Raw genomic sequence first — 25,090 nt, 5'->3', positions numbered from 1 at the left:
GAAATCGGCAGATAATGTTCTCGCGACATTGCTTCATGGATGAAAAGCACCCGATATCCGTTTTGGGAGGCGAACCATGAAATGTACACCCTTGATCGTTGCCGGCCTGATGACGTTCGTTTCGATCAGCGCATTTGCCGAAGGTGGCGCAGAACGCATGCGCTATTACTACGAAAGCCTGCGGCTCAGCCAACAGGAGAATCAGAGTCAGCAAACCGCTGAGGTCCGGGTTCCGGACGATCAAACGGCGCAAGTGACCGAGCACTACAAGCCTTAAACAGGGTTATGTGAAACTCGGACCTGTAGGAGCCGGCTTGCTGGCGATGGCGATTTCAAAAACGCCATCGCCAGCAAGCCGGCTCCTACAGTGCGCGGTGCATAGAGGGTTAAAGGGGTTTGGTCCAGAACAGCATCCGGCCGTGCTCCGGATCGAACATGCCGGCGCTGAAGCCGAATTTGGCGTAGGACTTCTGCGCCACGGCATTGCCTTCCAGCACCTCCAGCGTGATTTTGCAGCAGCCGCGCTGACGGGCGATTTCCTCGACCTTTTGCAGCATCTTCTGGCTCAGGCCCAATCCGCGAAACTGTTTCACTACCACCACGTCATGCACGTTGACCAATGGCCGACAGGCAAACGTCGAAAAACCTTCAAAGCAATTGACCAGCCCTGCCGGCTCACCCCCGACGAACGCCAGCACGCTGTACGCATGGGGACGTTTGGCCAGCTCCCCCGGAAGGTGCTCCAGCACCTCGGCCGGCAAAGAATGACCGATACCCATCGGGTCCTCGGCGTAATGATTCAACACCTGACCTATCGCCTCGGCATGCACCGGATTGGTGTAACTGGCCTGAAGCACTAGAATTTCTGCGGATTCCATTTCCACCTCGATTACACATGAAATTGCCCCGGCGCGCAGATCGCGCCGCAGGGCACAGCGACCCTATCGCGAGTCCCGTTCATCGCGCAATCTTTAAACAGAGGTGCCCCAGATCAATGCTTCGGTCCACCCCAGCTCGGCGAAATCCGCCGCCCTCAGGCCCGACTCCCCGGCGCAGAAAAACTCGTCCAGTTGTGGTGGCGCGACCGGCGTGCCGCTGAGCATGGCGTGTACCTGCCCGCGATGATGGATCTGATGCTCGAACAGATGAGACAGCAGGCGCAAACGACTGTCGTATTGCGGCGTGTCTCGGGCGATTGTCACAATCTTGCCCAGATCGGCGTCGCGCATCTGCTCGCAGTAGGCGATCAAGCGGCGATCAACCTGGGCCTGTTCGCGCTGCAGGTCAGCGGCAGCGGTGAACGGCTCGTCTTTGTTGAAGAACACCGTGCATTCAGGATGCGGAACATCGCCACGCAACTCCCGCTCCAGCGCATCCATGTAAAACCAGTCGCAGGTCAGGATGTGGTTGAGGGTCGCACGCAGGCTGGGGAAGAAACTGACACGCGGCGCCGCCAGCTCCTGTGCGCTCAACTGGCTCCAGGCCTTGGCCAGTCGATGATTGGCCCAGGCGTTCTGATAAGCCATGGTCAGCAAATGGTGGGACAAGGGCTGATTCATGTTCGCGGCTCCTTGGGTTCAAGCGTCGGCGAAACGTTGCAGCTGCATTTCCTGTAGGCGACTGAGTGTGCGGCGGAACGGGAATTCCAGATAGCCTTCGGTGTAGAGCGATTCCATCGGCACCTGGGCTTCGAGGTACAACGGCACTTTGCGGTCATAGCATTCGTCCACCAACGCGATGAAGCGCCGCACACCGTCGTCGTGCACCGACAATTGCGGCAACTCGCGATCACCCGCCACCACCCGCTCGACCCCGTCTTCGGTGCCACGGGCGATGCGGCCGGCGCGTTTTTGCGCGCTGAGGTTGGGCACGTCACTCAACAGAATAGCCCTGAAGGTGTCGCACAGGGCCATGAAATCCATGGCGGCAAAGGGTTGCTCACAGAGGTCGGCGTAACGGCTCCAGAGCACGGTTTCACTGGCCTGCACCACATTCAGCGAACGGTAACCGACCTTGATCGGTTCACTGGAGACTGACTGGCCGGCGGTCAGCGCCTTGAACACATCCTCCAACGCGCCGGGTTGCCCGGGCGCGGCGACCCAATAGCGTTGCAAACCAGCGCCGGGATGCAGGCGATGATCTTCGCCGCCATCCACCGCGATCACCTGCATGTGCTGCTTGATCGCCTCGATCGCGGGCACGAAGCGGTCGCGGTTGAAGCCATCGGCGTACAGCATGTCCGGCGGCTGATTGGACGTGCAGACCACCACCACGCCCTCCTCGAACATCACCTGAAACAAGCGCCCGAGAATGATTGCGTCGCCAATGTCGTTGACGAACAGCTCATCGAAACACAACACGCGGACTTCTTCGCTCAGCTCGCGGGCCAGGGCCTTGAGCGGATCGGCGGTGCCGGTCAGCTGAAACGAGCGTTGATGCACCCACCCCATAAAATGGTGAAAGTGCTGGCGCCGGGCCGGGACCTGCAGGCTTTGGTAAAACTGATCCATCAGCCAGGTCTTGCCACGCCCGACGGGGCCCCACAGGTACACGCCCGTGACCGGGGTGCGACCTTCATGCAGCGCTTCGTAGCATTTTTGCAGCGCCCAGACAGCATGTTCCTGGGCTTCGTCCTGGACGAAGCCCTTCTGTTCGATGGCGTGTTGCCAGGCGCTTAACGGGGAGTCGGCATTCATGCGCGGCAGTATGCCATCGTGACGCGACGTCTACAGTGAAATGTCCAGCCGGGCGATCTTGCCCTGCTCGTCCAGGCGAAACATGTAGCGCAATTCCAGCGGGCTGCCGGGAAACGTCCCGGAGATCAGGTTGTGCACCAGCACCTTGCCGGTGCGCTGTTGCACGTCGAGCACTTCGACCTTTGGCTGGTAACGCCGGGCGGTGTCTTGCATCCATTGGGCGATGGCCTGGGTGCCAATCCGATGCTGACCTTCATCGAACACATTGGCGTCCTCAGCGAAAAAACTGGCGACCGTCGAGGTGTCGCGGGCATTGGCGGCAGCAATGTAAGCGGCGATGGCGGGCGCCAGTGCAGAGGCAGGATGGGACATGGTGACAGCTCCTTGTTGGTTGATTCTGACGCCATGCTAGAACACGCCTGTGTCAGTTCTTGTCAGGAGTGAAACGCCCCGCTTCATCCAGTTGCATCTGCTTGCGCCAGGTACGCAGCAGGTCGCTGCGCCGCCCCGGATAACGCTCGCCCTGCTCGCTCGCCGCCGAAATCCGGTCGGTACGAAAAGTCCGATAGGCGCCGCGTAACTCACACCAGGCGACGATGATCCGCACTTCGTTGAGAAACCCCAGCGCCAGCGGCCAGATCAGCCGCTGACTCGGCACTTGCTGTGCGTCCGCATAGTCGATGTGCAGCTTGGCCTGTTCGCGAATCGCCTGGCGAAACGCATTCAGCGGCACGGCATTTGGCGCGAAGCCATAACCGGGCGGGCCCGGCATCACCGTCGGGTTGCGCAGAGCGTCCAGCGCTTCGGGCGCCAGCACCGCAGCAATCTTGGCCAACGCATCGGCCGCCGCTTTGCTCAACACTTCATCGCCGCGCTGATCCACGTAACGCAGCCCCAGCACGATGGCTTCGGTTTCATCGGCATTGAGCATCAACGGCGGCAGGAACAAACCGCTGCGCAACACATAACCGATCCCCGCCTCACCGTAGATCGGAGCGCCCAGCGCGGTGAGTTCCGCGATGTCGCGATAGAGCGTACGCTCGGAAATCTCAAGCTCGCTGGCGAGTGTCGCCGCCGTGACCGGACGACTTTTGCCGCGCAGCACTTGCAACAAGGTCAGTAAACGCGTGGTGCGAGACACAATCGGCAAGCTCTTTTCGGAAAGGATGTCGCAGATTAGCAGAGCCCCCTGTCAGAAAGTGGCAGTAACCACGGGCCCGTTTTGCCACTCATGAAAAAGCACCTTGACTGAATACATGACTAGCATCATCTTTAATACATGTCTTACGACATCTATATTAATCCGCAGCGTCTTCCTTCAGGAGTCATCCCATGCATTACAAAGTGTTCGGCCGAAAAACCGGCTTGCGCGTTGCGGAACTGGCGCTGGGTGCCGGTAACTTTGGTACCGGTTGGGGTCATGGCGCCGAGCGCGATGAAGCCAAGCGCATCTTTGATGGCTACCTGGAGGCCGGCGGTAATTTCATCGACACCGCCAACGGCTATCAGGGTGGCCAGTCGGAAGCCATGCTCAGTGAGTTCATCGCCGCTGAGCGCGATCGCCTGGTCATCGCCACCAAATACACACTGGGGACTACACCGGCCGCAGGCATTTCCCACACAGGCAACAACCGCAAGAACATGGTCCGCGCCGTGGAAGAAAGCCTGACACGGCTCAAGACCGACCACATCGACCTGTTCTGGGCGCACATGAGCGACGGTGTCACGCCCATGGAAGAAATCCTCCGGGGTTTTGATGATCTGGTGCGCGCCGGCAAGATTCATTATGCAGGGCTGTCGAACTTCCCGGCCTGGCGCATCGCCCGCGCCGATCTGCTGGCTGAAGTTCGCGGTTTTGCGCCGATTGCCGCCATTCAGGTCGAGTACAGCCTCGCCGAGCGCACAGCTGAACGTGAACAACTGCCGATGGCCGAAGCGTTGGGGCTGGCCGCGACCTTATGGTCGCCGCTGGGTGGCGGGTTCCTGACCGGCAAATACCGCTCCAGCGACGAGAACAACCGTGCCGCCAAACTGGGCATGCTGGTACACGCCGAGAAAAGTGCCCGCGAAACCGCCCTGCTCGACACCTTGCTTGCAGTCGCGGCGGAGCTGGACGCCAGCCCGACGCACGTGGCCATTGCCTGGCTGCGGGAAAAAGCCAAACGCTCGACTACGGCGCTGATTCCGATTCTGGGTTCGCGTACGCGTGAGCAATTGGATGCGACATTGGGCGCGTTGGATGTGCAGTTGAGTGCCGATCAGTTGTCGCGGCTGGATGGCATCAGCGAAGTGGCGAAAGGTGTGCCGCATGAGTCCATTGCCGGTTCTTTTGCGCGATTCAGCGGGGGCGAAACCCTGGATCTGCCAATAATCCCGGTGGCCTGACACCGATCAAATTGTGGGAGCGAGCCTGCTCGCGATGGGCCCCAGACAGTCAACATAAATGTTGAATGTCAGTCCGCTATCGCGAGCAGGCTCGCTCCCACATTGGCCCGCGTACTACTGATCGACCTTATGCTTCGCCGCATACAAACACAGCATCTCCATCGCCAATGTCGCCGCCGCCAGTGAGGTAATGTCCGCACTGTCGTAGGCCGGCGCCACTTCCACCACGTCCATCCCCACCAGATTGATCCCGCGCAAGCCGCCGAGGATTTCCAGCGCCTGCACCGTGCTCAAACCGCCACACACCGGTGTGCCGGTGCCGGGGGCGAAGGCCGGGTCGAGGCAATCGATGTCGAACGTCAGGTACACCGGGTTGTCGCCGACCCGTGCGCGAATCGCTTCGACAATCGCATCCACCCCACGCCGGTGCACCTGCCGCGCATCCAGCACCTGAAAACCCTGATGATCGTCATTGGTGGTGCGCAAACCGATCTGCACCGAGCGCGACGGGTCCACCAGACCTTCCTTGGCCGCGTGCCAGAACATCGTGCCGTGATCGACGCGCTTGCCCTCTTCATCTGGCCAGGTGTCGCTGTGCGCATCGAAGTGAATCAACGACAGCGCCCCATGTTTACGGGCATGCGCCTTGAGCAGCGGATAACTGATGAAGTGATCGCCGCCGAATGTCAGCATCGCGCAACCGGCATTCAGAATGTGCTCGGCGTGGGCTTCAATGCTTTCCGGCACCGAATGCGGCGAACCGTAGTCGAAGTCGCAATCACCGTAGTCGATCACCGCCAGATGATCGAACGGGTCGAACGCCCATGGCCAATGCCGCTCCCAGGCGATCCCGGTGGACGCCGCACGAATGCCGCGCGGTCCGAAACGCGCGCCGGGACGGTTGCTGGTGGCGGTATCGAACGGCACGCCGCTGACGGCCACGTCGACACCGCGCAAGTCGCGGCTGTACCGGCGACGCATGAAACTGGTGATACCGGCGTAGGTACTTTCGGCGGCAGTCCCGTAGAGACTGTCGCGGGTCATGGCCTGGTCGTTTTGCACGGGGACGTCCATCAGGTGCTCCTTCTTGTTTATTTACTGGCGGCTACGGAAAGTGGTCCACAAACGGGTGCGCTGACGCATGTCCTTGAGGCTCATGCTGCGGTCGGCGTACAACCGTTCGCGCACATCGGCGAGGGGGTAAATGTCGGGATCGCTGCGTACCGCCTCATCCACCAACGGTGTGGCGGCCTGGTTGGCGGTGGCAAAGAACAGCGTGTTGGTCAGCGCCGCGACGGATTCGGGACGCAACATGAACTCGATGAAGACTCGGGCGGCTTCGGGGTGCGGCGCGTCCTTGGGGATGGCCAGGTTGTCCTGCCAGACCAGCGTGCCTTCCTTGGGAATCCGGTACGCCACTTCATACGGTTTGTTGGCCTTGCGCGCCTGATCGGCGGCCATGCTCGCGTCACCGTTGTAGGTCAAGGCCAGGCAGACGCTGCCGTTGGCCAGATCGTTGATTTGCCGGCCACTGGCGACGTACAGCACATTCGGCTGCAGCTGACGCAACAACGCCTCGGCGGCTGACAGATCGGACTTGTCGGTGCTGTAGGGATCTTTACCGAGGTAGTGCAGCGCCAGGCCGATCACTTCCTGCGGCGAATCGATGATTGCCACGCCGCAATCTTTCAGCTTGCTGGCGTATTCGGGTTTGAACAGCAAGTCGAGGCTGTTGAGCGGCACATCCGGCAAGCGCTTTTTCACCGCCTCCACATTCATCCCGAGCCCGAGCGTGCCCCAGGTATATGGCACGCCATAGCGGTTGCCGGGATCGACCGCGGCGAGTTTTTCCAGCAAATCCGGATCGAGGTTGGCGTAGCCCTTGAGGCCTTCGTGGGGAATCGCCTTCAACGCACCGGCTGCCAACCCCCGCGCCAGCACGCTGGACGACGGCACCACCACGTCATAGCCGCTGCCGCCGGTGAGCAACTTGGTTTCCAGGACTTCCGAGGAATCGAACGTGTCGTAGCGCACGTGAATGCCGGTTTCCTGCTCGAAGCGCTGCAAGGTTTCCGGGGCCACGTAATCGGCCCAACTGTAAAGATTGACGACCTTCTCCTCGGCATGGGCCGACACGGAGGCGGCAAGGAACAGCGCGGGTAAACACAGCTTGAATAGAGGAGCCATGACGAACACCTGACCAGAGGAAGTGGCCCCAGCATGCGTCGTCGGATACATTGGAAAAATACCAAGTCAGTTACCCTGACTTTATTGCGGAGTAATGTTTGATGCTCGGCCAGCTTCACGATGTGGATCTGCAATTGCTGCGCCTGTTCGTCAGCGTGGTGGAATGTGGTGGTTTCAGCGCAGCCCAGGGTGAACTGGGTCTGAGCCAGTCGAGCATCAGCCAGCAAATGGCCAGGCTTGAAACCCGGCTCGGCTATCGGCTGTGCAGTCGCGGCAAGGGCGGATTCAGGATCACCCCCAAAGGCGAGCAACTGTTGACCGCGACACGCGGACTGTTCGAATCCATTGAAGCGTTCCGTCATCAATCCAATGGCGTGGCCGGTCGGCTGATCGGCGAGGTGCGCCTGGGGCTGTCCGAAGCCGTGGATCAATCGGTGCTGCAACGGGTGGCCGAGGCGATCCGGCGCTTTCGCGAACGCGATGAGTCGGTGCGTATCGAATTGATCAGCGCGATGCCCGGCGAAATGGAGCGCTTGCTGCTGCAACAACGGCTGGACCTGGCGATCGGCTATTTCTCACAAGTGCAGAGCGCGTTTGACTACCGCGAACTGTTCACGGAAACCCAGCACTTGTATTGCGCCGCCGGCCATCCGCTGTTCACCGACGAGGCGCCGGACGATCAAGCGTTGCAGGCGTGCGACCGGGTGGATCACCCTTACCGTTTTTTGCGCAGCGACGAGCCCTTTCAGGGCAAACGGTGCTCGGCGCGCTCGGAACAGGTCGAAGGCACCCTCGCCTTCATTCTGTCCGGCAAGCATGTCGGTTACCTGCCCAGCCACTTTGCCCGCAGTTGGGAAGACAAAGGATTGCTCAGGGCCGTGCGCCGCAGCGATATGAGTTTCGACGTGGCATTCCATCTGGCCCGCCACCGTGCGCAGGTGCCGGGGGATGCGCAGAAAGCCTTTGAAGAGGATTTGCTCGCAGCATTCACCTGAGTCACAGTGACGACCCTGTGGGAGCGAGCCTGCTCGCGATAGCGGTGTGTGAGTTGCATAAAGGTCAACTGATATACCGCTATCGCGAGCAGGCTCGCTCCCACAAGGGTTTTGTGTAAGTCGATGAATTTTCTGGCATCCTGCGCCTCCATTTTCTGACCCGGCCCGCCTTTCGGCACGCAAACCACCATGACCGCCTCTGAAAAAGCCCCTGCCCCGCGCCACAACGACCTGATCTACGGCCTCGACGATCGCCCTCATTTGACCGCCACCGTCTTCGCCGCCCTGCAACACGTACTCGCCAGTTTCGTCGGCATCATCACCCCGACCCTGATCATGGGCAGCGCCCTCGGCCTGCAAAGCGAAATCCCCTATCTGATCAGCATGGCGCTGTTTGTCTCGGGGCTGGGCACCTTCGTCCAGGCGCGCAAATTCGGCCCGATCGGTTCCGGTTTGCTGTGTCTGCAGGGCACCAGTTTCTCGTTCATCAGCGTGATCCTCAGCGCCGGTTTCATGGTCAAGGCCCGCGGCGGCGGCACTGATGAGATCCTTTCGACAATCTTTGGCGTGTGTTTTTTCGCCGCGTTCATCGAAGTGGTGCTGAGCCAGTTCATCGGCAAATTGCGGATGCTGATCACGCCAGTGGTAACCGGGACGATCATCACGTTGATGGGGTTGTCGCTGATCAAAGTCGCCATGACCGACATCGCCGGCGGCTTCGGCGCGACGGATCTCGGCGCCGCCAGTCACCTCGCGTTGGCTGCGTTGGTGCTGGGCACCATCGTTGTGCTGAACCGTGTTGATGTGCCGTTCCTGCGCCTCGGCGCCATCGTGATCGGCCTGACCCTCGGTTACCTCGTGGCGTGGCTCATGGGCCACGTGGATTTCGGCAGCATGCCCGACGTACCGCTGATGAGCGTGCCGGTGCCGTTCAAGTACGGTTTCAACTTCGACTGGGTGGCGTTCGTGCCGGTGGCGGTGATATTCCTCGTGTCGCCGCTTGAGGCTGCCGGTGACCTGACGGCCAACTCGATGATTTCCCGGCAGCCGGTCAAAGGCCCGATCTACATTCGCCGGATCAAATCCGGCCTGCTCGCCGACGGCCTCAACTCGGCCATGGCGGCGGTGTTCAACAGCATGCCGATGGTGACCTTCGCGCAGAACAACGGCGTGATTCAACTGACCGGCGTGGCCAGCCGCTACGTGGCGTTTTTCATTGCCGGTCTGTTGGTGGTGCTGGGGCTGTTCCCGATGATCGGCGCGGTGCTGCAACTGATGCCGAAACCGGTGCTCGGCGGCGCTGAACTGGTGATGTTCGGCACCGTTGCAGTGGCCGGGATCAAGATCCTCGCCGAAGCCGGCCTGCATCGGCGCAACATGCTGATCGTGGCGATTTCCCTCGGTATGGGCCTGGGCGTGGCGGCCGTGCCGGAGGTATTGCGCGAGTTGCCCAAGGCGCTGCATAACATCTTTGAATCGCCGATTACCGTCGGCGCGTTGTGCGCTATCGTGCTGAACATCTTCCTGCCCGAAGAATTCATCGAGCTGGAAGAAGACGATTTCGACCCGGAAGCCTCGATCCTCCAGGTCATGGAAAACCCGGATGTCCCGCTTCACCGATAGTGGCACACTCAACCTACCGGGCTCGACAGCCGACACCTGGTAAATCCGCATCAAGGATGCCAAACAAAACATGGAAGTCATCCCTACGCTGTACACCGAACGCCTGATGCTGCGGCAGCTGGAAATGAGCGATGCCGCCGGCATTCAACAACAGTTCCCGCACTGGGAAGTGGTGCAGTATCTGAACGCGCTTGTGCCTTGGCCTTATCCCGCGGACGGTGCCCTGACCTACTTGCGTGATATCGCGTTGCCGGCGATGGCGGCGGGCAAAGAGTGGCACTGGTCGATGCGGTTGAAGTCAGCGCCGGAACAACTGATCGGCAGTGTCAGCCTGATGGATGAACAGAACAACCACCGTGGATTCTGGCTAGGCCTGCAATGGCAAGGCCAGGGCTTGATGAGCGAAGCCAGTGCCGCCGTGACCGAATACTGGTTCGAAACGCTTGGCCGGACAGTCCTGCGTGCGCCGAAAGCCGCACCCAATATCGGTTCGCGCAAACTCTCGGAACGGACCGGCATGCGTTTGATCTGCACTGATGAGGGTGATTTTGTCGGCGGACGATTCCCCAGGGAAATCTGGGAGATCACGCGTGAAGAGTGGCAACAGCAACACTGAAGTTCAAATGTGGGAGGCGAGTCTGTGTGGTAGGACTTGAAGGGTGGAGGGACAAGGCTCGATTCTGACTGTCAGCGCAGAATAGACTGCCGCCATCCGGAAAAAGCCTATGCAAAAAACACTATTTACAAAAAAAACGCAAGTTCACCCAGACAATCAACCTGACTATCTGGGTGATTCTGCCCCCCGGCACCAATTTATCTGGCGGACTTACTTACCAGTGCAATTACTATCCTAATAGGCCTTCATTCAAAAAACCAAGAACAACACAAAAACATCTTCAGCGCTAACATAAGAATAGTAATGCCCGCTCGCGCCACCAGCACGATTTATTTCATAAACACCTACTTGACCGGGATACTCCGTGACGGGGCGAGCATAGAATTGATCAGCCAACAATATGCCTCTTCAAAATTCTGCGTAAAGTATAGGCCCCCACTTTTCGTGCTCCCCCACATCATTATTGCTTCCATCGTACTGAACTCCAATACTATATTCCGCCACCTTCGAATGATTTAGCTTGACAGCTACGACCAGTCCTTGATCGTGCCATTTATAGTCCATAATCATACTGTCCGGGCTCTGCGCACCCATCGCAGTTTCACTTATAGCACTAAGATATATATTTGCCCTCCTCCAAACTCTATCAGTCGGCCGACTAGTCAGCATATATTTAAACATATGAAAAAACACATACCCATCCTGCAAATGATACTGATATGTCATTTCACCTCTCAGCTCGGGCACACGAGGATGCTTATGTTTATATAATCGATTTTCCAGGCTACCCCAGTCACCTTTAAAAACTGGAATCTCATTCTTGTCTTGCAACTCGCACTTACCCCAATCCGGGTGAATTATTTTTTTGACATCTTCCTTGTTATTCATCCAAGCAACTCCTCGATAAAAAAGTAAACCACACACAGAGAATACTCGGCCAAACCAATGAATTTCCACTGTCAAAAATAACAGACCTTAAGACATAAAAAGAATAATTGAGAACTTTCTAATTTCGAAATATGTAGAATTTTCAATTTCCAAGTGAATGATTTGGATGCGCTGACCGAACTTCATGAGCATACAAGTGCTCATGAAGTTCCGGCGCTGGATGCGTAGCTCGGAGAATTGGGCACACAACGCGTGACGCAATACTTGAGTGGAAGCGTAACGGAAATTTTGATTTGGCCCTTTGGATCTCTATCGTCTGAACCGATGCCTTCGCAAGCAAGCACGCTCCACAGAGGGATTAAGTGTTGAACCGGACACCGGGTTTGGCCCGTTCATCCACGGTCAGCTCAAACACATCCGGGCGCGCGTAATGGCCGACGACGTCGTAGTCGTAACGCGCGCGGATCAGGTCTTCGGTGTCGATTTCGGCGGTGAGCAGTCCGCGCTCGCCGCGTAGCGGCCCGGCCAGAATGTCGCCCATCGGCCCGACAATTATGCTGCCACCGGCAATCAACGGCCGGTCCGCCGGCCAGTTGGCGATCTCCACGCCCAGGGCTTGCGGTGAATCCTGAACCTGGCATGCACTGACCACAAAGCAGCGCCCTTCATGGGCGACGTGGCGCATGCTCACCTGCCACATCTCCCGCTCGTCCACCGTGGGTGCGCACCACACCTCCACACCTTTGGCGTACATCGCCGTGCGCAGCAACGGCATCATGTTTTCCCAGCACACCACCGCGCCAATGCGCCCGACCTGGCTGTCGATCACCGGCAACGTCGAGCCATCGCCCTTGCCCCAGATCAGCCGTTCGGTGCCCGTGGGCATCAGTTTTCGGTGTTTGGCGACCAGTCCGGCCTGCGGATCGAAATACAACGCGGTGCAATACAAAGTGCTGCCGGCGCGTTCGATAACGCCAATCACCAGATTGGCTCCGGTACGCGCCGACAACCCGGCCAGCGCGTCGGTTTCTACGCCCGGGACGTCGACGGCGTTGGCGAAATACCGGGCAAATGCTTCTCGACCTTCCGGCAGGCGATAACCCAGTTGCGTGCCGAACCCCTCGCCTTTCGGGTAACCACCGAGCAACGCTTCGGGCATGACCACCAGCGCCGCGCCGGCTTCAAGGATGGCGTTTTCGTACGAGAGGATTTGCTCCAGGGTCTCGGCCTTGCCGCCGGCCAGTGCGCCGATTTGCAGTGCAGCAACGATTGACTTGGGCATTGCAGTAACTCCATTGGAATCGGGTGTTGCTCATTCTCAGGCGCTACCGGATCATGAATAAAGCCCCGTTCGCTGCTGAATGATATGAACACCATGAATATCGCCACCGTCGATCTCAACCTGCTAAAAGTCTTCGAAGCCTTGCATGAAGAGTCCAGCGCCAGCCGTGCAGCGTTGCGTCTGGGCGTCACGCAGTCGGCAGTCAGCGCGGCGTTGCGCCGACTGCGCGAGGTGTATGGCGATCAGTTGTTTGTGCGCACCGGCCGAGGCCTGGCGCCGACGCTCAAGGCCAATCAGTTGAAACCTGTGGTCAGCGACGCGCTGAACAAATGCCGACAAAGCCTGGCGATGGTCGATCCGGCCGCCCATCACTACGAAGGGCGCTCGGTCACGGTGGGCATGTCGGATGATTTCGAAATTGCCTACGGCCGCCGCTTGATCGAAGAGATCGCCCGTTGCGCGCCGAATTTACGGCTGATCTTCCGCCAGACCCACAGTCAGATCGTCGCCCACGCGTTGATGGAGCGCAGCATCGACCTGGCGATCACGGCCGGCGGGTTTGCCGAACGGTTGCTGAGTCGTCAGGTATTGGGGGAAGGTGATTATCTGTGTCTGGTTGACCCGAAGAGTCTGGCCGAGGGCCAGCAAACCATCGACCTTGAGGAGTTCGTCACCCGTGAACATATTCTGGTGTCATCGGGTGGTTTTATCGGGATCACCGACGAAGGGTTGGCCGCGCTGGGCCTGAGCCGGCGGGTATGCGCTTCGACCACGCATTTCGCGGCGTTGCCACATCTGCTCAAGGGCAGTCAAGCGGTGGCGACCATCCCGGCACATGCCGCCCGAAGCATCGCCGCACTCAGCGGGTTGACGCTGCTGCCCTGCCCGTTGGCATTGCCGCGTTATCCGATCGAGCTGGGCTGGCGTACCAGCACGCAGCTCGATCCGGTGGTGTTGAAAGTGCGTGAGGCGATTGTCGCGATTTTTGCGTGAAGCCCGCCTTATTTGGCCGCCATCAACCGATTGACTTCACTGCGCACCATGTTGGCGAATTCCGGAGGCGACATGCCGTCGAGTTCGGAACGGACCCATTCGGCCCATTTGCCTTTGCGCTTGGCGCGTTCGCCGAACAAGCGTGCGGCCTCGCCTTTGGCTTTGCCCAGGTTGTTTTGCCAGAGTTCGAACAGACGGGATTTCTCGTCTTCAAGCGCTGCGCGCTCGGCAAGGGGTTTGTCGGCCAGATTGAAGCTCATGGGGAGTTACCTGCTGCGTAAATAGGCGACATCTTACACTGTAGGAAGAAATGTCCTGCGCAGGATTTTTCTACAGGAGGGCCTGCGCAGGTAAAATCGCTGCAACTTTTTCAATCACCGCAGACTCCATTGTTCACTGCCCACTCACCTGCAAGGAGTATCCCAATGGCTCGGAAAACCGCCGCACAAACCGCCGAAGACCAAATCAAGGATCAAGCGTTCAGCGAGCTTCAGGCGCTGATCGAAGAGTCGGAAAAATTGCTGAAAAGCAGTGCCTCGCTGGTCGGTGAGGAAGCGGATACGCTCCGTGGGCAAATCGCCCAGAAGCTCCAGCAGGCGCGGGATTCGGTTACCCATGTTCGTGACCGGACCTTGCCCGCAGTCGAAGCGACAGAAACCTATATCGGTGGTCATCCGTGGCAAACCGTGGCGATTTCTGCTGGTTTCGGTTTGGTTGTCGGGTTGTTGCTGGGCCGTCGTTAAGGCCGCGATAACACCTATTGAAATACGGTCACTGTAGGAGCCGGCTTGCTGGCGATGGCGGCGGATCAGCCGATATAGATGTTGGCTGATCGACCGCTATCGCCAGCAAGCCGGCTCCTACACAGTACGTGTCTTGACGCTAGATCCCGGCTAGTTCGCGCAGATTCGCCAGCGTATCCGCATCCAGCTGAATACCATCAGCGTTGGACTTGGCGCGCTGATGATGGCGGCGATCACCCGGCAACCGTTTGAGCCCCACACCGTGCATCTGCCGCACCAGTTCCTGGCTGCGCTCGGCAAAACTCTGCCCGGCGGCCTTGCTCGGATCGATCACGATCAACAGTTGGCCGGTCCATGGCGTCTTGGCGCCAGGGTGGTTTTTCCAGTCGAATTCGAAGGAGAAATTGCCGCCGGTCAACGCCGCCGCCAACAGCTCCACCATCATCGACAACGCCGAACCTTTATGCCCGCCAAACGGCAGCAACGCTCCACCCTCCAGAATCGCTTTCGGGTCCTGGGTCGGCTGACCGAGGCCGTCCACGCCCATGCCCGCGGGCAAGCGCTCACCCTTGCGTGCGGCGATCTGCACATCGCCATGGGCGATGGCGCTGGTGGCCAGGTCGAAGACAATCGGATCACCGTCCGCACGGGGGGCGGCGAAGGCAATCGGGTTGGTGCCGAAGAGTGGGCGATCGGCACCGTGCGGCACCACGCAGGTCATGCTGTTGACCACGCTCAACGCCACCAGCCCTTCATAGGCGAACGGCTCGACGTCCGGCCACAACGCCGCGAAGTGGTGGGAATTGCGAATCGCCAACACCGCGATCCCGGCGCTGCGGGCCTTCTCTACCAGCAAGGCACGTGCGGCGGCGAGCGCCGGTTGGGCGAAGCCATTGCCGGCGTCGACCCGGACAAAACCCGATGCCACGTCTTCAACCACCGGCACGGCCTGGCCATTGACCCAGCCGCTTTTCAGCGTCGACACGTAACCGGGAATGCGGAACACGCCATGACTGTGGGCGCCATCGCGTTCGGCACCGGCGCAGTTGAGGGCCAGTGCCCTGGCGACTTCGGCGGAGGTGCCGTGACGAACGAAAATGCGTTCGAGCAAAAGGACGAGAGAATCAAAATCCAGGGTTGAGTTGGCCGAACTGACTGCCATTTCAGGCGAAGCGGTCATCTGAAGCTCCAGTGTTATTTTTAGAGGCGGGCGACAGGTCGATTAAGCGCTTTTTTACCGGCTTCCTGTCAAGTCTCTCGCGCAAGCAATATGTACCGCACCCCGCCTTTTCCCGCCCCCTATTGTTGCTCCTCGACCCAACGAACTGCACTGAACACCGCAGCAGTCCATCGAGGAAACATCATGACGACCCCTGCACTGCCGTATTTTTTTGACGAAGCCTTGTCTGCATCCACTGCCGGGTTACTCGGCGAACGGGAAACCGCGCTGGGCTTTACCCTGGACGATCTGAACTGGTTGAACACGGTTTACAAGCCGACACAGACAGCCCGCAAAACCCATGAAAAACCGATGCAGGCCTTCCAGCTGTTGCTGTCTTTGCCCGGCGAGGCCGGCATTCCATTGGCCGGCGCCTTTGCCATGAGCCGACCCAATAATGGCGCGGTCACGCTCTTTACACCGTGCAAAGGCCTGGTCAAATTCGCGGGCATGGCCGACCTCAAAAACAAACTCAAAGAATGGTTGGCGCAGGCCACTGAAAAAAGTGGACTGTTGCGCTTCCACTCCATCGAACAACGCCTGCCCTTGGCCGCCGCCGCTGCACTCGATATTTCCACTCACGAAATCGAAGGCGCGGTATTCGAAGGTCAGGAACTCACGCTCAAGCAACAGCAGGAACAAAACATCAAGGCGATGGCGGACGAATTGGTCAAGATGCCCACCTTGCAATCAATGCTGGACGAGGTCCTCAAGCACGCGTTGTCCAAGCCATTCCCCAAACTGGACCAGCGTCTGACGCGGCTGAAAAGTTTTGTCAGTACGGGTTCTGCGTTTGATCACCGTGGCCCCCCCCATGGGATTGCAACGATGTCATTGAGCGAGGCCCTCCTGCATTTTTACCTGACGAATCAGTGGCCGACGGGCGCCTCCAGGGTGTTTACCCATCCCGAGCATGCCACCAGCAGCAATACCGATAACCAAACCTGGGAAAGCGCCGTAAAAAAAATCGCGCAAGGTTTTACGCCTCACCTGCACAGCCTTCTCGAAACGTTCTGGGACTCGCTCATGAGCAATGGCTTGTCGCGCCGGGCCTTTTTCACCGAGGGCCTGCAAGACACTTTTCACGCAAAGCTGTTAAACCAGCACCAACAGGGCACTTTGACGACAGAGCAATACCTGCGACTGATGAATGTCAGCCTCGCACCGATCGCGAGCGCTCCCCTTCGCATCGAGAAAGTGCGAGTCACCGCCCCCTCAAAACATTTCGCGGAACTGGCCTCGACCTTGATGATCGGCGGCGCAAACACGCTGAGTTTCTTGTACAACCCTTTCCGAGGCATCGTGGCCACAAGCAACTTGCCAGAGGTGAAGAAAATCGTCCTGCCTATGCTCGACAGCGAAGGGCATGAACACACGCTGCTCAATTTCATGTCATTGGACGAACGCAGTACATTTCTTGGGCTGGAACCGAACGAACGGGTGATCGTTGGTGAACCTGTCGTCGGCTCGGTGTTTGCGCGCTTGATGACTGACATCATTGATAAGCAACGGCAAAACCTCAGCCACGCCGTGAGCCGTTACCGTGAAAGCGAAGGCACGCTGGAGCCTCACGCCTTTCTTGACAGCGCCCTGGACGTCCGGGGATTGATCGACCACCGCTTGCTGCGGGCTGAAACCGCAGAACGTTGGAGCACACGGCCGGACCGAGACGTGTACATGCAACCGGCCACCGTGCGCGCCGAGTCGGCCAAACGGGAGCTGTCGCTGATGAGCTCGGTCGAACAGGCGCTCGATCAACTCCTTGAAAAACACCCGGTCATTCCCCCGGCAACCCGCACGTTCACCGATGCGCAAAGCCTGGTCAACCTATCACTGGCAAGTTTGCAATCGAGCTTTACCCATACCCTGTCAACGGCACTGCACAGTGAATTGAAGCTTCGCGCCGTATCACGCACCCTGGGTGCGGCGGAACAGGCGATCATCAAAACCGTTCTCGATACGCCTACACGCGCAGACCGAGCGGCATTGAACGGTTTTTTACCGGAGGTCTTTTCCCTGGCGTTGAAGGCCGGCACCGCGGCAACCCCACTGAAACTGGCCAGCTGTTTTGTCCTGACAGAACGGGGCGGCCTGGATCCGTTGCACTCAGGCAAGGCCATTCTGTGGACGCCGGCACTGGGATTTGAAGCCTTCAAGGCACTGACGCCGCTAAAGGAAGAGCTCGAACGACGTCTTAAAGACGAGAATCATCGTTCCATGCTTCTGGAAAACCTCGGCCGTAGCGAGCGATCGCCAGACAGGGCCTACACACTGGCGCCCCTGCAACAGGTCCATGGGCATTTTCTCGACAATGTGCAAAGGCCCTTTATTGATCTGGACCAGACCTTCGTCACCCGCGCGCTGACCACTCCGCTCTCCCCCGCGCCGCTGGCCAGTCTGCTTAATCTGGTGGCCCTGCGTGAACCGATGATCGGGTTGAGTCGTGCGACCGACATCGCCCAATCCCTGATCACCCAGCAAAAGCTGCCGGCATGGCTGGCCAAGGCGCCGGTCAAAGAGCTGATCCTGCATGGCGAACTGCTTCAGCAATATCTGCACAACGTCAAAGACGACGAGGATTACCTCACCGGCATTCGATCATTGCAGCGCACCGCCCACGATGAACTGGAAAAACAACTCAAGGCCGACACGTTCAACATCAATCCGGACAAGGTCCAGGTCGAGATCAGCGCCAGCCCCTGGTCTGCGTCCAGCAAACAGACCCTGACCGATTTTGCGCTGGCTCACCTCAAGGACCTGGACACTGTCTTGCTCAAACTGACGTCGCTGGACACCACGGTCATTCCGGAGGGCATGGACGAACGCTACATCAAAGACCTGATACGCAACCTGAAACCGGGAGAGCATCAGCAGAAAATACTCAGCGCGGCCCTTGCCGACACCGTGGCGAACGCGGATCGCCGGCAGCGTTTTTACACGCAACTGCCCTGGCAGCTGATGCACCACGCGCACGTTGAAAAACTGCAGGAACGCCTGAGCGAAACCGGGTTCGATCTGATCCGCCAGGTCATGGACATGCCAGACGCCATCGCCCGTGCAGCCGTCGATGGCGCCCACGCGATCATCCGGCCCCTGGAGTTCCTCGGTGTCAGGATCGGACAAACCGTCAAAGTGCCGGGTGTCTACCTGATCGGTTCATCGACCGATAGCACAGCGCCGCAGGTGCTTGTCGCCCCTCACAGTCCACGGCACGGGATCAAGGAATACCAAAGCGAAAACCAGCTGCTGGCAGAACTGAAGACGCGCGGCGCACTGCTCGACTGGGTGCTCATGAACCTGCCGCAACCCGAACGGATCTTGCTCGAAACGCGAATGGCAACGCGCAGTAACCGGACTACAAGAGCCGCACCTGTGGCAACGGACAATACCGATGCCGACGTCAAGCTGGCGTCCAGCCCAATCAAGGGGCACCTGTTCGGGCACTTGTTCCATGAAAATGCCGCGTTGTTGGGCCGGTTGCTCGGTTGTCAGTCCGATAACCAAAAGCAGAGTGCATGGGCAACCATCAAGCACGTTCTGGGCGAAGACCTGCACGAGGCGTATTCATTTTTCATGGGCAAACTCGCCTACCCCGCCACTGTGTACCACAGCTACCTGGACATCAAACAATCCGCCGAAGACCTGCAAACGCACAAATGGGGGGCGGCCCTCAGGGAATTCATCAGCGGCATTGCTCAACTCGCGTCGTTGCGCCAATCGCTGGACACTCACGCACCACCGACTTCCACGCCAGCCGCACCGCCACCGGAAAAAACCGATGACCGCTGCAAATGGCAGGACATCAAGGTGACCGCCCCCGAGCGCACAGGCTTGAAGCGTCATGAAAGCCTCCACGTCGACCTGGGTTCGCTCAAGCCCGACTCAACGCCCGGGCTCTACGCGCATCCGACGACCAAACAACTTTACGGGCCGGTGGAAGGCAAAGTGTTTCCGGTGACCAAACGCGGCACCCGCTGGCGCATCGCCGACACAAAGACGCTTGGCCCTTATCTGCGGCAGAATGAATCGAAACAATGGGTGCTCGACAGGGAAACACCGACGCCACAGTTCAGCCTTATCCGTCGGCTGGATGCTCTGGCAGCGGCTTGGGACGGCATGAACATCGACGCCCATGGAATGCGGCAGATACGACGTGTTTTCCCGCATAAGGCTCGGCAGATTGAACAGGCGCTGGACCAGGCAACGAGCTATGCCTGGAACAGTTTTCAAAACCTGAAATTGCTGAAGAACGCCGATGACACGAACAACCCCGTGCATCAGCTCATCAAGCGTTTCATTGATGTGCCTGAGGTGTTGCCAGCGCATGTGGAAAAACTTGAAAAGGTCGTGGGCAACATGTTTACCGCGTTGTTGGACCCTACGCTCAGAAAGGCCAAGTCTGATCGTTTTGTCGTCGGCAGAGTACGACAAGGCGTAAACAGTACATTCGGCTTTACCGTTCCCATCGACGCACAGAAGAAAATCTATCTGGCAGAAAAATTCTTCGATCCCGGTTACGAGCATTATCGCCAACATCTTTCCGACAGGGCCTTCCCGATCCACACGCATGCCCGGGCGTTGACCCTTTTGCATGAGCTTTCGCATCTGGTCTGTGAAACCGAGGATATTTCCTACCAGGAACCTGGCAAACCCTTCACCGACCTGTTCGGCACGGCCACTGCGGAGGCCATTGAACACAAGAAAAAATTGACCAACGTTGAGGACACCGCACTGTCACTCAAGACACCTTACACACAATTGTTCATGACCCAGAATGCCGACACCGGCGTATGGGAAGACCCAGGAAGTACGACTTATGAAAATACTGACCGGGTAAAAGCCCAAATTTTGACGTTGACCGGCGCAGACAACCTGAGCGGTGCTCGCGAGACCTTCAAAAGAAACTCACTGACCCGGCTGGCGGTACAACTTGGTAATGCCGACAGCGTGGCCTGGTTAATCAGTCATCTCGGACGGGAGTTACACCTCAATACACCTTGACTCCAGAAAATAAACAGCCGTTTGATGGGTAAATGCCATGACGGCTGTTCTCGCAGACTGCCCTCAAGGTTAGAATGCAGGAAATCAGGATGAGTCAATGACCGACACCCCTCTCTCTCAAGCCCAATATGACGCCATCACCGATGCCGCTGCGCACTGGTGCATGCGTTTGCATGCCACCGACTGCACGGCCGAGGAACGGCAAGCATTCGAACAGTGGCTTGACGCTGATCCACTGCATGCGTTCGAGTACGAGGCCATGCTGGAGATTTGGGATGTCGCGGGAGATTTGCCTCGTCCCGAAGCCGTCATGCCTGTCGCTCGCCTCCAACCCACAACGCCTTGGCGCACGTTCGGCATCGCTGCCGCCGTGTGCGCCCTGGCGTTGCCGCTGGCGGCTTTTAGCGGGTGGAATCTGGGCTGGATCCCCACTTCGTACCAGCATTTCGAAGCCAGCAATACGGTCCGTCAGGTCACACTGAGCGATGGCACCCAGGTCGAACTGAACCTTGGCACCGAGCTGACCTACAGCAATTACAAGGATCAGCGCCGCGTCAGTCTGGAAAAAGGCGAAGCCTTCTTCAAAGTCAGCCACGACGCGAACCACCCGTTTATTGTTCGGGCGGCAGAAGGCAGAATCCGGGTCACCGGCACCCAGTTCAATGTCTGGATGTACGAGGATCAGGTGCGCGTCAACCTGATCGAAGGTTCGGTACTGGTCAGTAGCAACAACGACCTGCCGGGTGATGGCCTGCGGCTTGAGCCATCGATGCAGGCGCGCTACAAACACGGCGACTTCACGCCGCAAATCAGCCAGACCTACGCCAACGACAGCTCGCTGGCCTGGCGTCACGGCAAACTGGTGCTCGATAACCTGGCGTTGTCCGAAGCCCTGCCATTGATCAATCGTTACCTGAACACCCCGGTGATGGTCGCCGACAGCAGCACCGGCTCAATCCGCCTCGGCGGCATCTACAACATCAAGGAACTCAACAGCCTTGTGGCGACGCTGCCCAAGGTGTTGCCGGTCTACCTGACCCGCAACAAGGACGGCAATCCGGTCCTCAATTCCATGCCGCAGCAACCGCCTAAAAGCTGAAGGCCGCAACCCTTGCGGGGAGCGGCCTTCTTTCTGCACTCAAACTCTTTTCGATTTACTGTTTGGCCACCTTCGCGGCTTTTTCATCCTGCTCGCGAATGGTCTGTGCCTGGTACTGCGGGTCCGAAGTGATCTGCTGTTCGGTGAACGGCAACACACTCAACTGTTTCTTCGAGAAGGCCAACGTCTGGTCGTTGGCGTGCTTCGAGGCCGGGTCGCTGGACAGCGAGAACGCCAACAGCCCTTTGGCCTGCGGTCCCTTGTCGTCGAACGTCACCACTTGCAAATAGCTGGTGCCACTGACCACTTCACGTTTGCCGTCGGTTCTCGGCACGCTCTGAATCGCGTTGTACACGCCCAGGGTGCCGGGTCCGCCGTGAATCGGCGTCTGCTGGCCACCGCTGCTGACCACCTGGATATCGCCCCAGCGGCTGTCCGTCTTGAGTCCTGATGTGTTGACCGATTCCACCGACGCCAGCATCGCCTCGCGCACAGCCTTGGCAACTTCCGCTCGCTCGACCGCCAGGCCGCGAGGCGTGTGTTGCGGGTCTTTCGGATCAAACACCACACGCCAGACATCGGGCGCTTCCTGTAGCGCTTCCATGACATTTTGGAAATGTACGAATCCCACGCCGCTGTCCAGATTCGCGCTGCGGTCCCAGGCCTTCAGACTGGTACACAGCGGCGTGAGCGTCGGGGCATCGGCGCCCAGGTCTTCAGCGCAGAATTTCAGCAAATCCGGCATCACTTGAGTCGCCTGGTACACCTGATCGTCCATCACCATCTGTTGCAGATCGGTCGCGGCAATCGGTCCGACCTTGTTCAATGCGCCCAGGCGATCCAGGGCAAAACGTGAGCGCAGGCCCAACGGCTGACTGTCCTGGCTGATCAGTGGCGAGAAACCGGTGAGCGGTTGTGCCGGGTTGGCCATCCACGCCGAATCGTTGGAGTGCTGCACAAAGTCCTTGCGCAACAGCTGCGGTAATGTGTCCGAGGCATAAATGCCTTTTTGCGCCGCCGCCGGGTCGATGTCCCAGGCACAAGCGCTGTTGGAACCGTCGAGCACGATCATCTGCAACCCGGCCCGTGGATCGCTGCACGCGGCCAGTTTGTCGGCGCTGACGTTCGGCACCACCGACAGGTTCATGTACAGCGTCTGCCCCTGATCGTCCGCCGCCAGGGTGTTGACCCACGGGATGCCCTGGATCTTGTGAACCGATGCCTGCAATTCCTTGAGGCTGACCGCACGATTCATCGCGTACCACTGCTGCAACACCCGGTCGTTATCGAGGTTGGCATCGCGCAGGCTGTAGGCGAACTGGTTATCCCAGTCCAGTTTTCCCGGCCATTGCACGATCGGGCCGAATTGCGAGCTGTAAATCACGCGAGAGACCGACCGGGTCTGCCCGTCAGGCTGTTTCACCTTCACGGTCACGGTCTGCTGCTTCATCGGCAGCGACTTGCCGTCGAGCAAATAGCGGGTCGAGTCCTTCGGATCGAGTTGCAGGCGATACAGGGTGAAATGCTTGGACGAGTCCACGGTGTGGGTCCAGGCCAGGTGTTGGTTGAAGCCGATGTTGATCATCGGCAGGCCGGGCAGCGCCGCGCCCATCACATCGAGTTTACCGGGGATGGTCAGGTGCATCTGATAGAAGCGCATCCCGCCGACCCACGGAAAATGCGGGTTGGCCAACAACATGCCACGGCCATTGAAGGAACGCTCACTGCCCACCGCGACTGCGTTGCTGCCGCGATCCAGCGCGAACCGTTGAATACGTGCAGCGGCTAGCTGGAACTGCGCCGAGGCCTGTGTATTCTGCGCGACCGCTTTGGGTGGTGTGGCACCGACCAGCGCTTCGGCAAACTGCCCGACGCCGCCTTCGACCAACAAGCGCCGGGTCAGCTTGATCAGGTCCTGCGCGGTGATGTCCCGCACCCATTCGCCCTGGCATTGCTGCGGCAAACCTTGAGCGCGACGTTCCGCCAGCGAGCGGTTGTAACCCGCCACATATCCTTCAATGAGGTCGCGGACTTGCGGCGTTTGGGCCTGCCAGAACGCAGCGACGGCTTGCGGCGTATTCAACCAGTTGAAAAACACGTCGCTGACCTGATTTTCGCGCTCTTCGACCGTGAACTGCTCCGGGCCGAAATAACGTGAACGCTCGCCGTTCACCGTGGTGATCTCATTGGCCAGCAGGCACAGATTGTCCTGCGCGTACGCGTAGCCGATGCCGTAGCCGAGGCCACGTTCGTTGTCGGCACGAATATGCGGCACGCCGAAGCTGGTCCGGCGGATATCGGCCGTCGCCGAAGCATCCGGCTGGCTGCGCGCGTGTGCCGCAAGACTCAAGCCCACCAACACGGCGGCAAGGCTCAATCGGGTTAACTGCCTGGTAATAATCACACTCGCTCCTACAGGAACGAAATTCATGACAAAAATTTAGGCCGCCGGAGGGCGTTTCTGCGGGGATTTACAAGCTTCTGACGTGATGGCAACAAAATTTCTACATCTGATCCTTCATGATTTGGGTGGCTCGTACGTCTTATTGAGTAAGAGCACCCAACACATCTTTCCGGTTCAGGCTCTGAAAAGGAGATTTTGCATGTACAACTCGCAACTGCCAACGGACGGTAGCACTGCGCCAATGGGCACTTCCATGGGCTCGGGCCTGTTCAATACGCGTACTGAACGACACAGCAACGAACGGATCCGGGTACTGCTCAAGAGCTTCGGCCTGCGCACCAGCCTGATCCGCCTGAAAGTCATCGACGCCTTGCTGACCGCCGCCGAAAGCGATCGCAGCCTGGGTGTGCGCGGCGTCCACAGTCACCTGCTGGACCTGGATATTCCGCTGTCCTTTCTCAGTGTGCGCGAAGTGTTGAAACGCTTGTGCAGCGAAGGCGTGATCACCCTGAACCCGGACAAAAGCTACAGCTTGCACCCGCAGGCGTTCGCCGCATTGCACGGCGAATAACCTGCCCGTGGTGCGTCGCTCAGGGCTTGACCTTGCGACGCATCACGCCATTGATCACCACCACGATCACCGCCACGCCAATAGCGATGTACTGGAACAGTTTTTCGCTGATGACCCCGGCATTCTGCAAATACGAAAGGCCAAACATGATCCCCAGCACCACCAAGGAGATCAGAATCGAGTATTTCAAACGTTGCGACTGGGTCATTGCCCTTTTCCTTAAACAAAAAGCTAAAACGTAAGGCGAACCTGAAAATGTATCGGGTTTGTATCCGAATGCATGCCAAGCCATTACCGTTTTCCGGGGATGGGGCGCTGCAAACGGGGTCTCATGTTACAGCCGATGAAGCCTTTTGGCTTCATAGCGGCGATAACCATGAGGATTTTG

The 25,090-nt window shown here is 58.7% G+C and carries 23 protein-coding genes; 10 read left to right on the top strand and 13 right to left on the bottom strand.

What is annotated here, in order from left to right:
• Positions 1 to 76 precede the first annotated feature (76 nt).
• The gene (locus IB254_RS02565; protein ID WP_192416273.1) at positions 77 to 277 is read left to right on the top strand and encodes a hypothetical protein; all 201 of its coding nucleotides are present in this window, start codon (positions 77 to 79) and stop codon (positions 275 to 277) included.
• A gap of 109 nt (positions 278 to 386) precedes the next feature.
• Here the strand turns inward: IB254_RS02565 and IB254_RS02560 are convergent, their stop codons facing one another.
• From IB254_RS02560 to IB254_RS02540, 5 genes are all read right to left on the bottom strand, one after another.
• Complete coding sequence (locus tag IB254_RS02560; protein ID WP_192416272.1) at positions 387 to 878, bottom strand: GNAT family N-acetyltransferase; 492 nt, start codon at positions 876 to 878, stop codon at positions 387 to 389.
• 93 nt (positions 879 to 971) lie between these two features.
• Entirely contained in the window at positions 972 to 1,559 is a 588-nt protein-coding gene (locus IB254_RS02555) for a DinB family protein (RefSeq protein ID WP_192416271.1), read from the bottom strand.
• 18 nt (positions 1,560 to 1,577) lie between these two features.
• A complete protein-coding gene (gene zapE, locus IB254_RS02550; protein ID WP_192416270.1) occupies positions 1,578 to 2,696 on the bottom strand; it encodes a cell division protein ZapE in 1,119 nt (372 codons plus the stop codon).
• A 30-nt stretch (positions 2,697 to 2,726) separates the two neighbouring features.
• The gene (locus IB254_RS02545) at positions 2,727 to 3,068 is read right to left on the bottom strand and encodes a nuclear transport factor 2 family protein (protein ID WP_192416269.1); all 342 of its coding nucleotides are present in this window, start codon (positions 3,066 to 3,068) and stop codon (positions 2,727 to 2,729) included.
• A 52-nt stretch (positions 3,069 to 3,120) separates the two neighbouring features.
• A complete protein-coding gene (locus IB254_RS02540; protein ID WP_008029933.1) occupies positions 3,121 to 3,837 on the bottom strand; it encodes a helix-turn-helix transcriptional regulator in 717 nt (238 codons plus the stop codon).
• Between the two features lie 191 nt (positions 3,838 to 4,028).
• Between IB254_RS02540 and IB254_RS02535 the strand changes: the two genes are divergently transcribed.
• Complete coding sequence (locus IB254_RS02535; RefSeq protein ID WP_192416268.1) at positions 4,029 to 5,081, top strand: aldo/keto reductase; 1,053 nt, start codon at positions 4,029 to 4,031, stop codon at positions 5,079 to 5,081.
• Positions 5,082 to 5,195: 114 nt separating this feature from the next.
• Here IB254_RS02535 and speB read toward each other — a convergent pair whose 3' ends face one another.
• Together speB and IB254_RS02525 are read right to left on the bottom strand one after the other, a co-directional pair.
• On the bottom strand, positions 5,196 to 6,155 hold the full coding sequence (gene speB, locus IB254_RS02530; protein WP_192416267.1) for an agmatinase: 960 nt from the start codon (positions 6,153 to 6,155) through the stop codon (positions 5,196 to 5,198).
• A gap of 21 nt (positions 6,156 to 6,176) precedes the next feature.
• Positions 6,177 to 7,268: a polyamine ABC transporter substrate-binding protein gene (locus IB254_RS02525; RefSeq protein ID WP_192416266.1), complete on the bottom strand. Its 1,092-nt coding sequence runs from the start codon at positions 7,266 to 7,268 to the stop codon at positions 6,177 to 6,179.
• Positions 7,269 to 7,369: 101 nt separating this feature from the next.
• Between IB254_RS02525 and IB254_RS02520 the strand changes: the two genes are divergently transcribed.
• The 3 genes from IB254_RS02520 to IB254_RS02510 all read left to right on the top strand — a co-directional run bounded on the left by IB254_RS02520 (position 7,370) and on the right by IB254_RS02510 (position 10,502).
• On the top strand, positions 7,370 to 8,263 hold the full coding sequence (locus IB254_RS02520; protein WP_192416265.1) for a LysR family transcriptional regulator: 894 nt from the start codon (positions 7,370 to 7,372) through the stop codon (positions 8,261 to 8,263).
• 189 nt (positions 8,264 to 8,452) lie between these two features.
• Entirely contained in the window at positions 8,453 to 9,886 is a 1,434-nt protein-coding gene (locus IB254_RS02515) for a nucleobase:cation symporter-2 family protein (RefSeq protein WP_192416264.1), read from the top strand.
• A 70-nt stretch (positions 9,887 to 9,956) separates the two neighbouring features.
• A complete protein-coding gene (locus IB254_RS02510) occupies positions 9,957 to 10,502 on the top strand; it encodes a GNAT family N-acetyltransferase (RefSeq protein WP_192416263.1) in 546 nt (181 codons plus the stop codon).
• 408 nt (positions 10,503 to 10,910) lie between these two features.
• On the opposite strand, the gene IB254_RS02505 is transcribed toward IB254_RS02510, so the two are convergent.
• Both IB254_RS02505 and IB254_RS02500 read right to left on the bottom strand, forming a co-directional pair.
• Complete coding sequence (locus IB254_RS02505; protein WP_192416262.1) at positions 10,911 to 11,390, bottom strand: hypothetical protein; 480 nt, start codon at positions 11,388 to 11,390, stop codon at positions 10,911 to 10,913.
• A 358-nt stretch (positions 11,391 to 11,748) separates the two neighbouring features.
• Positions 11,749 to 12,672 carry a carbon-nitrogen hydrolase family protein gene (locus IB254_RS02500; protein WP_192416261.1) on the bottom strand — a complete coding sequence of 308 codons (924 nt, stop codon included), beginning with the start codon at positions 12,670 to 12,672 and terminating at the stop codon, positions 11,749 to 11,751.
• 84 nt (positions 12,673 to 12,756) lie between these two features.
• On the opposite strand from IB254_RS02500, the gene IB254_RS02495 reads away from it, so the two are divergent.
• Complete coding sequence (locus IB254_RS02495; protein ID WP_192416260.1) at positions 12,757 to 13,665, top strand: LysR family transcriptional regulator; 909 nt, start codon at positions 12,757 to 12,759, stop codon at positions 13,663 to 13,665.
• A gap of 8 nt (positions 13,666 to 13,673) precedes the next feature.
• Here IB254_RS02495 and IB254_RS02490 read toward each other — a convergent pair whose 3' ends face one another.
• Entirely contained in the window at positions 13,674 to 13,925 is a 252-nt protein-coding gene (locus tag IB254_RS02490; protein ID WP_007937833.1) for a hypothetical protein, read from the bottom strand.
• Positions 13,926 to 14,090: 165 nt separating this feature from the next.
• On the opposite strand from IB254_RS02490, the gene IB254_RS02485 reads away from it, so the two are divergent.
• Entirely contained in the window at positions 14,091 to 14,408 is a 318-nt protein-coding gene (locus IB254_RS02485; protein ID WP_192416259.1) for a DUF883 family protein, read from the top strand.
• Between the two features lie 139 nt (positions 14,409 to 14,547).
• Here the strand turns inward: IB254_RS02485 and IB254_RS02480 are convergent, their stop codons facing one another.
• On the bottom strand, positions 14,548 to 15,588 hold the full coding sequence (locus tag IB254_RS02480; RefSeq protein ID WP_192416258.1) for an Ldh family oxidoreductase: 1,041 nt from the start codon (positions 15,586 to 15,588) through the stop codon (positions 14,548 to 14,550).
• 183 nt (positions 15,589 to 15,771) lie between these two features.
• Between IB254_RS02480 and IB254_RS02475 the strand changes: the two genes are divergently transcribed.
• Both IB254_RS02475 and IB254_RS02470 read left to right on the top strand, forming a co-directional pair.
• Positions 15,772 to 20,628 (top strand): dermonecrotic toxin domain-containing protein, encoded by a 4,857-nt coding sequence (locus IB254_RS02475; protein WP_192416257.1) that lies wholly within the window; start codon positions 15,772 to 15,774, stop codon positions 20,626 to 20,628.
• A 97-nt stretch (positions 20,629 to 20,725) separates the two neighbouring features.
• Entirely contained in the window at positions 20,726 to 21,727 is a 1,002-nt protein-coding gene (locus IB254_RS02470; RefSeq protein WP_192416256.1) for a FecR family protein, read from the top strand.
• Positions 21,728 to 21,782: 55 nt separating this feature from the next.
• Here IB254_RS02470 and IB254_RS02465 read toward each other — a convergent pair whose 3' ends face one another.
• Complete coding sequence (locus tag IB254_RS02465) at positions 21,783 to 24,131, bottom strand: acylase (protein WP_192416255.1); 2,349 nt, start codon at positions 24,129 to 24,131, stop codon at positions 21,783 to 21,785.
• A 199-nt stretch (positions 24,132 to 24,330) separates the two neighbouring features.
• Between IB254_RS02465 and IB254_RS02460 the strand changes: the two genes are divergently transcribed.
• Entirely contained in the window at positions 24,331 to 24,702 is a 372-nt protein-coding gene (locus tag IB254_RS02460) for a fe2+ zn2+ uptake regulation protein (RefSeq protein ID WP_192416254.1), read from the top strand.
• Positions 24,703 to 24,721: 19 nt separating this feature from the next.
• Here IB254_RS02460 and IB254_RS02455 read toward each other — a convergent pair whose 3' ends face one another.
• Positions 24,722 to 24,910: a hypothetical protein gene (locus tag IB254_RS02455; protein ID WP_008024801.1), complete on the bottom strand. Its 189-nt coding sequence runs from the start codon at positions 24,908 to 24,910 to the stop codon at positions 24,722 to 24,724.
• Between the last annotated feature and the right edge of the window lie 180 nt (positions 24,911 to 25,090).

The organism is Pseudomonas sp. PDM03, from assembly GCF_014852385.1.
In the GTDB taxonomy this organism is placed as follows: Bacteria; Pseudomonadota; Gammaproteobacteria; order Pseudomonadales; family Pseudomonadaceae; genus Aquipseudomonas; species Aquipseudomonas migulae.
Note: the sequence above shows the minus strand (reverse complement) of the source record. Positions and strands in the feature narration are given on the sequence as shown.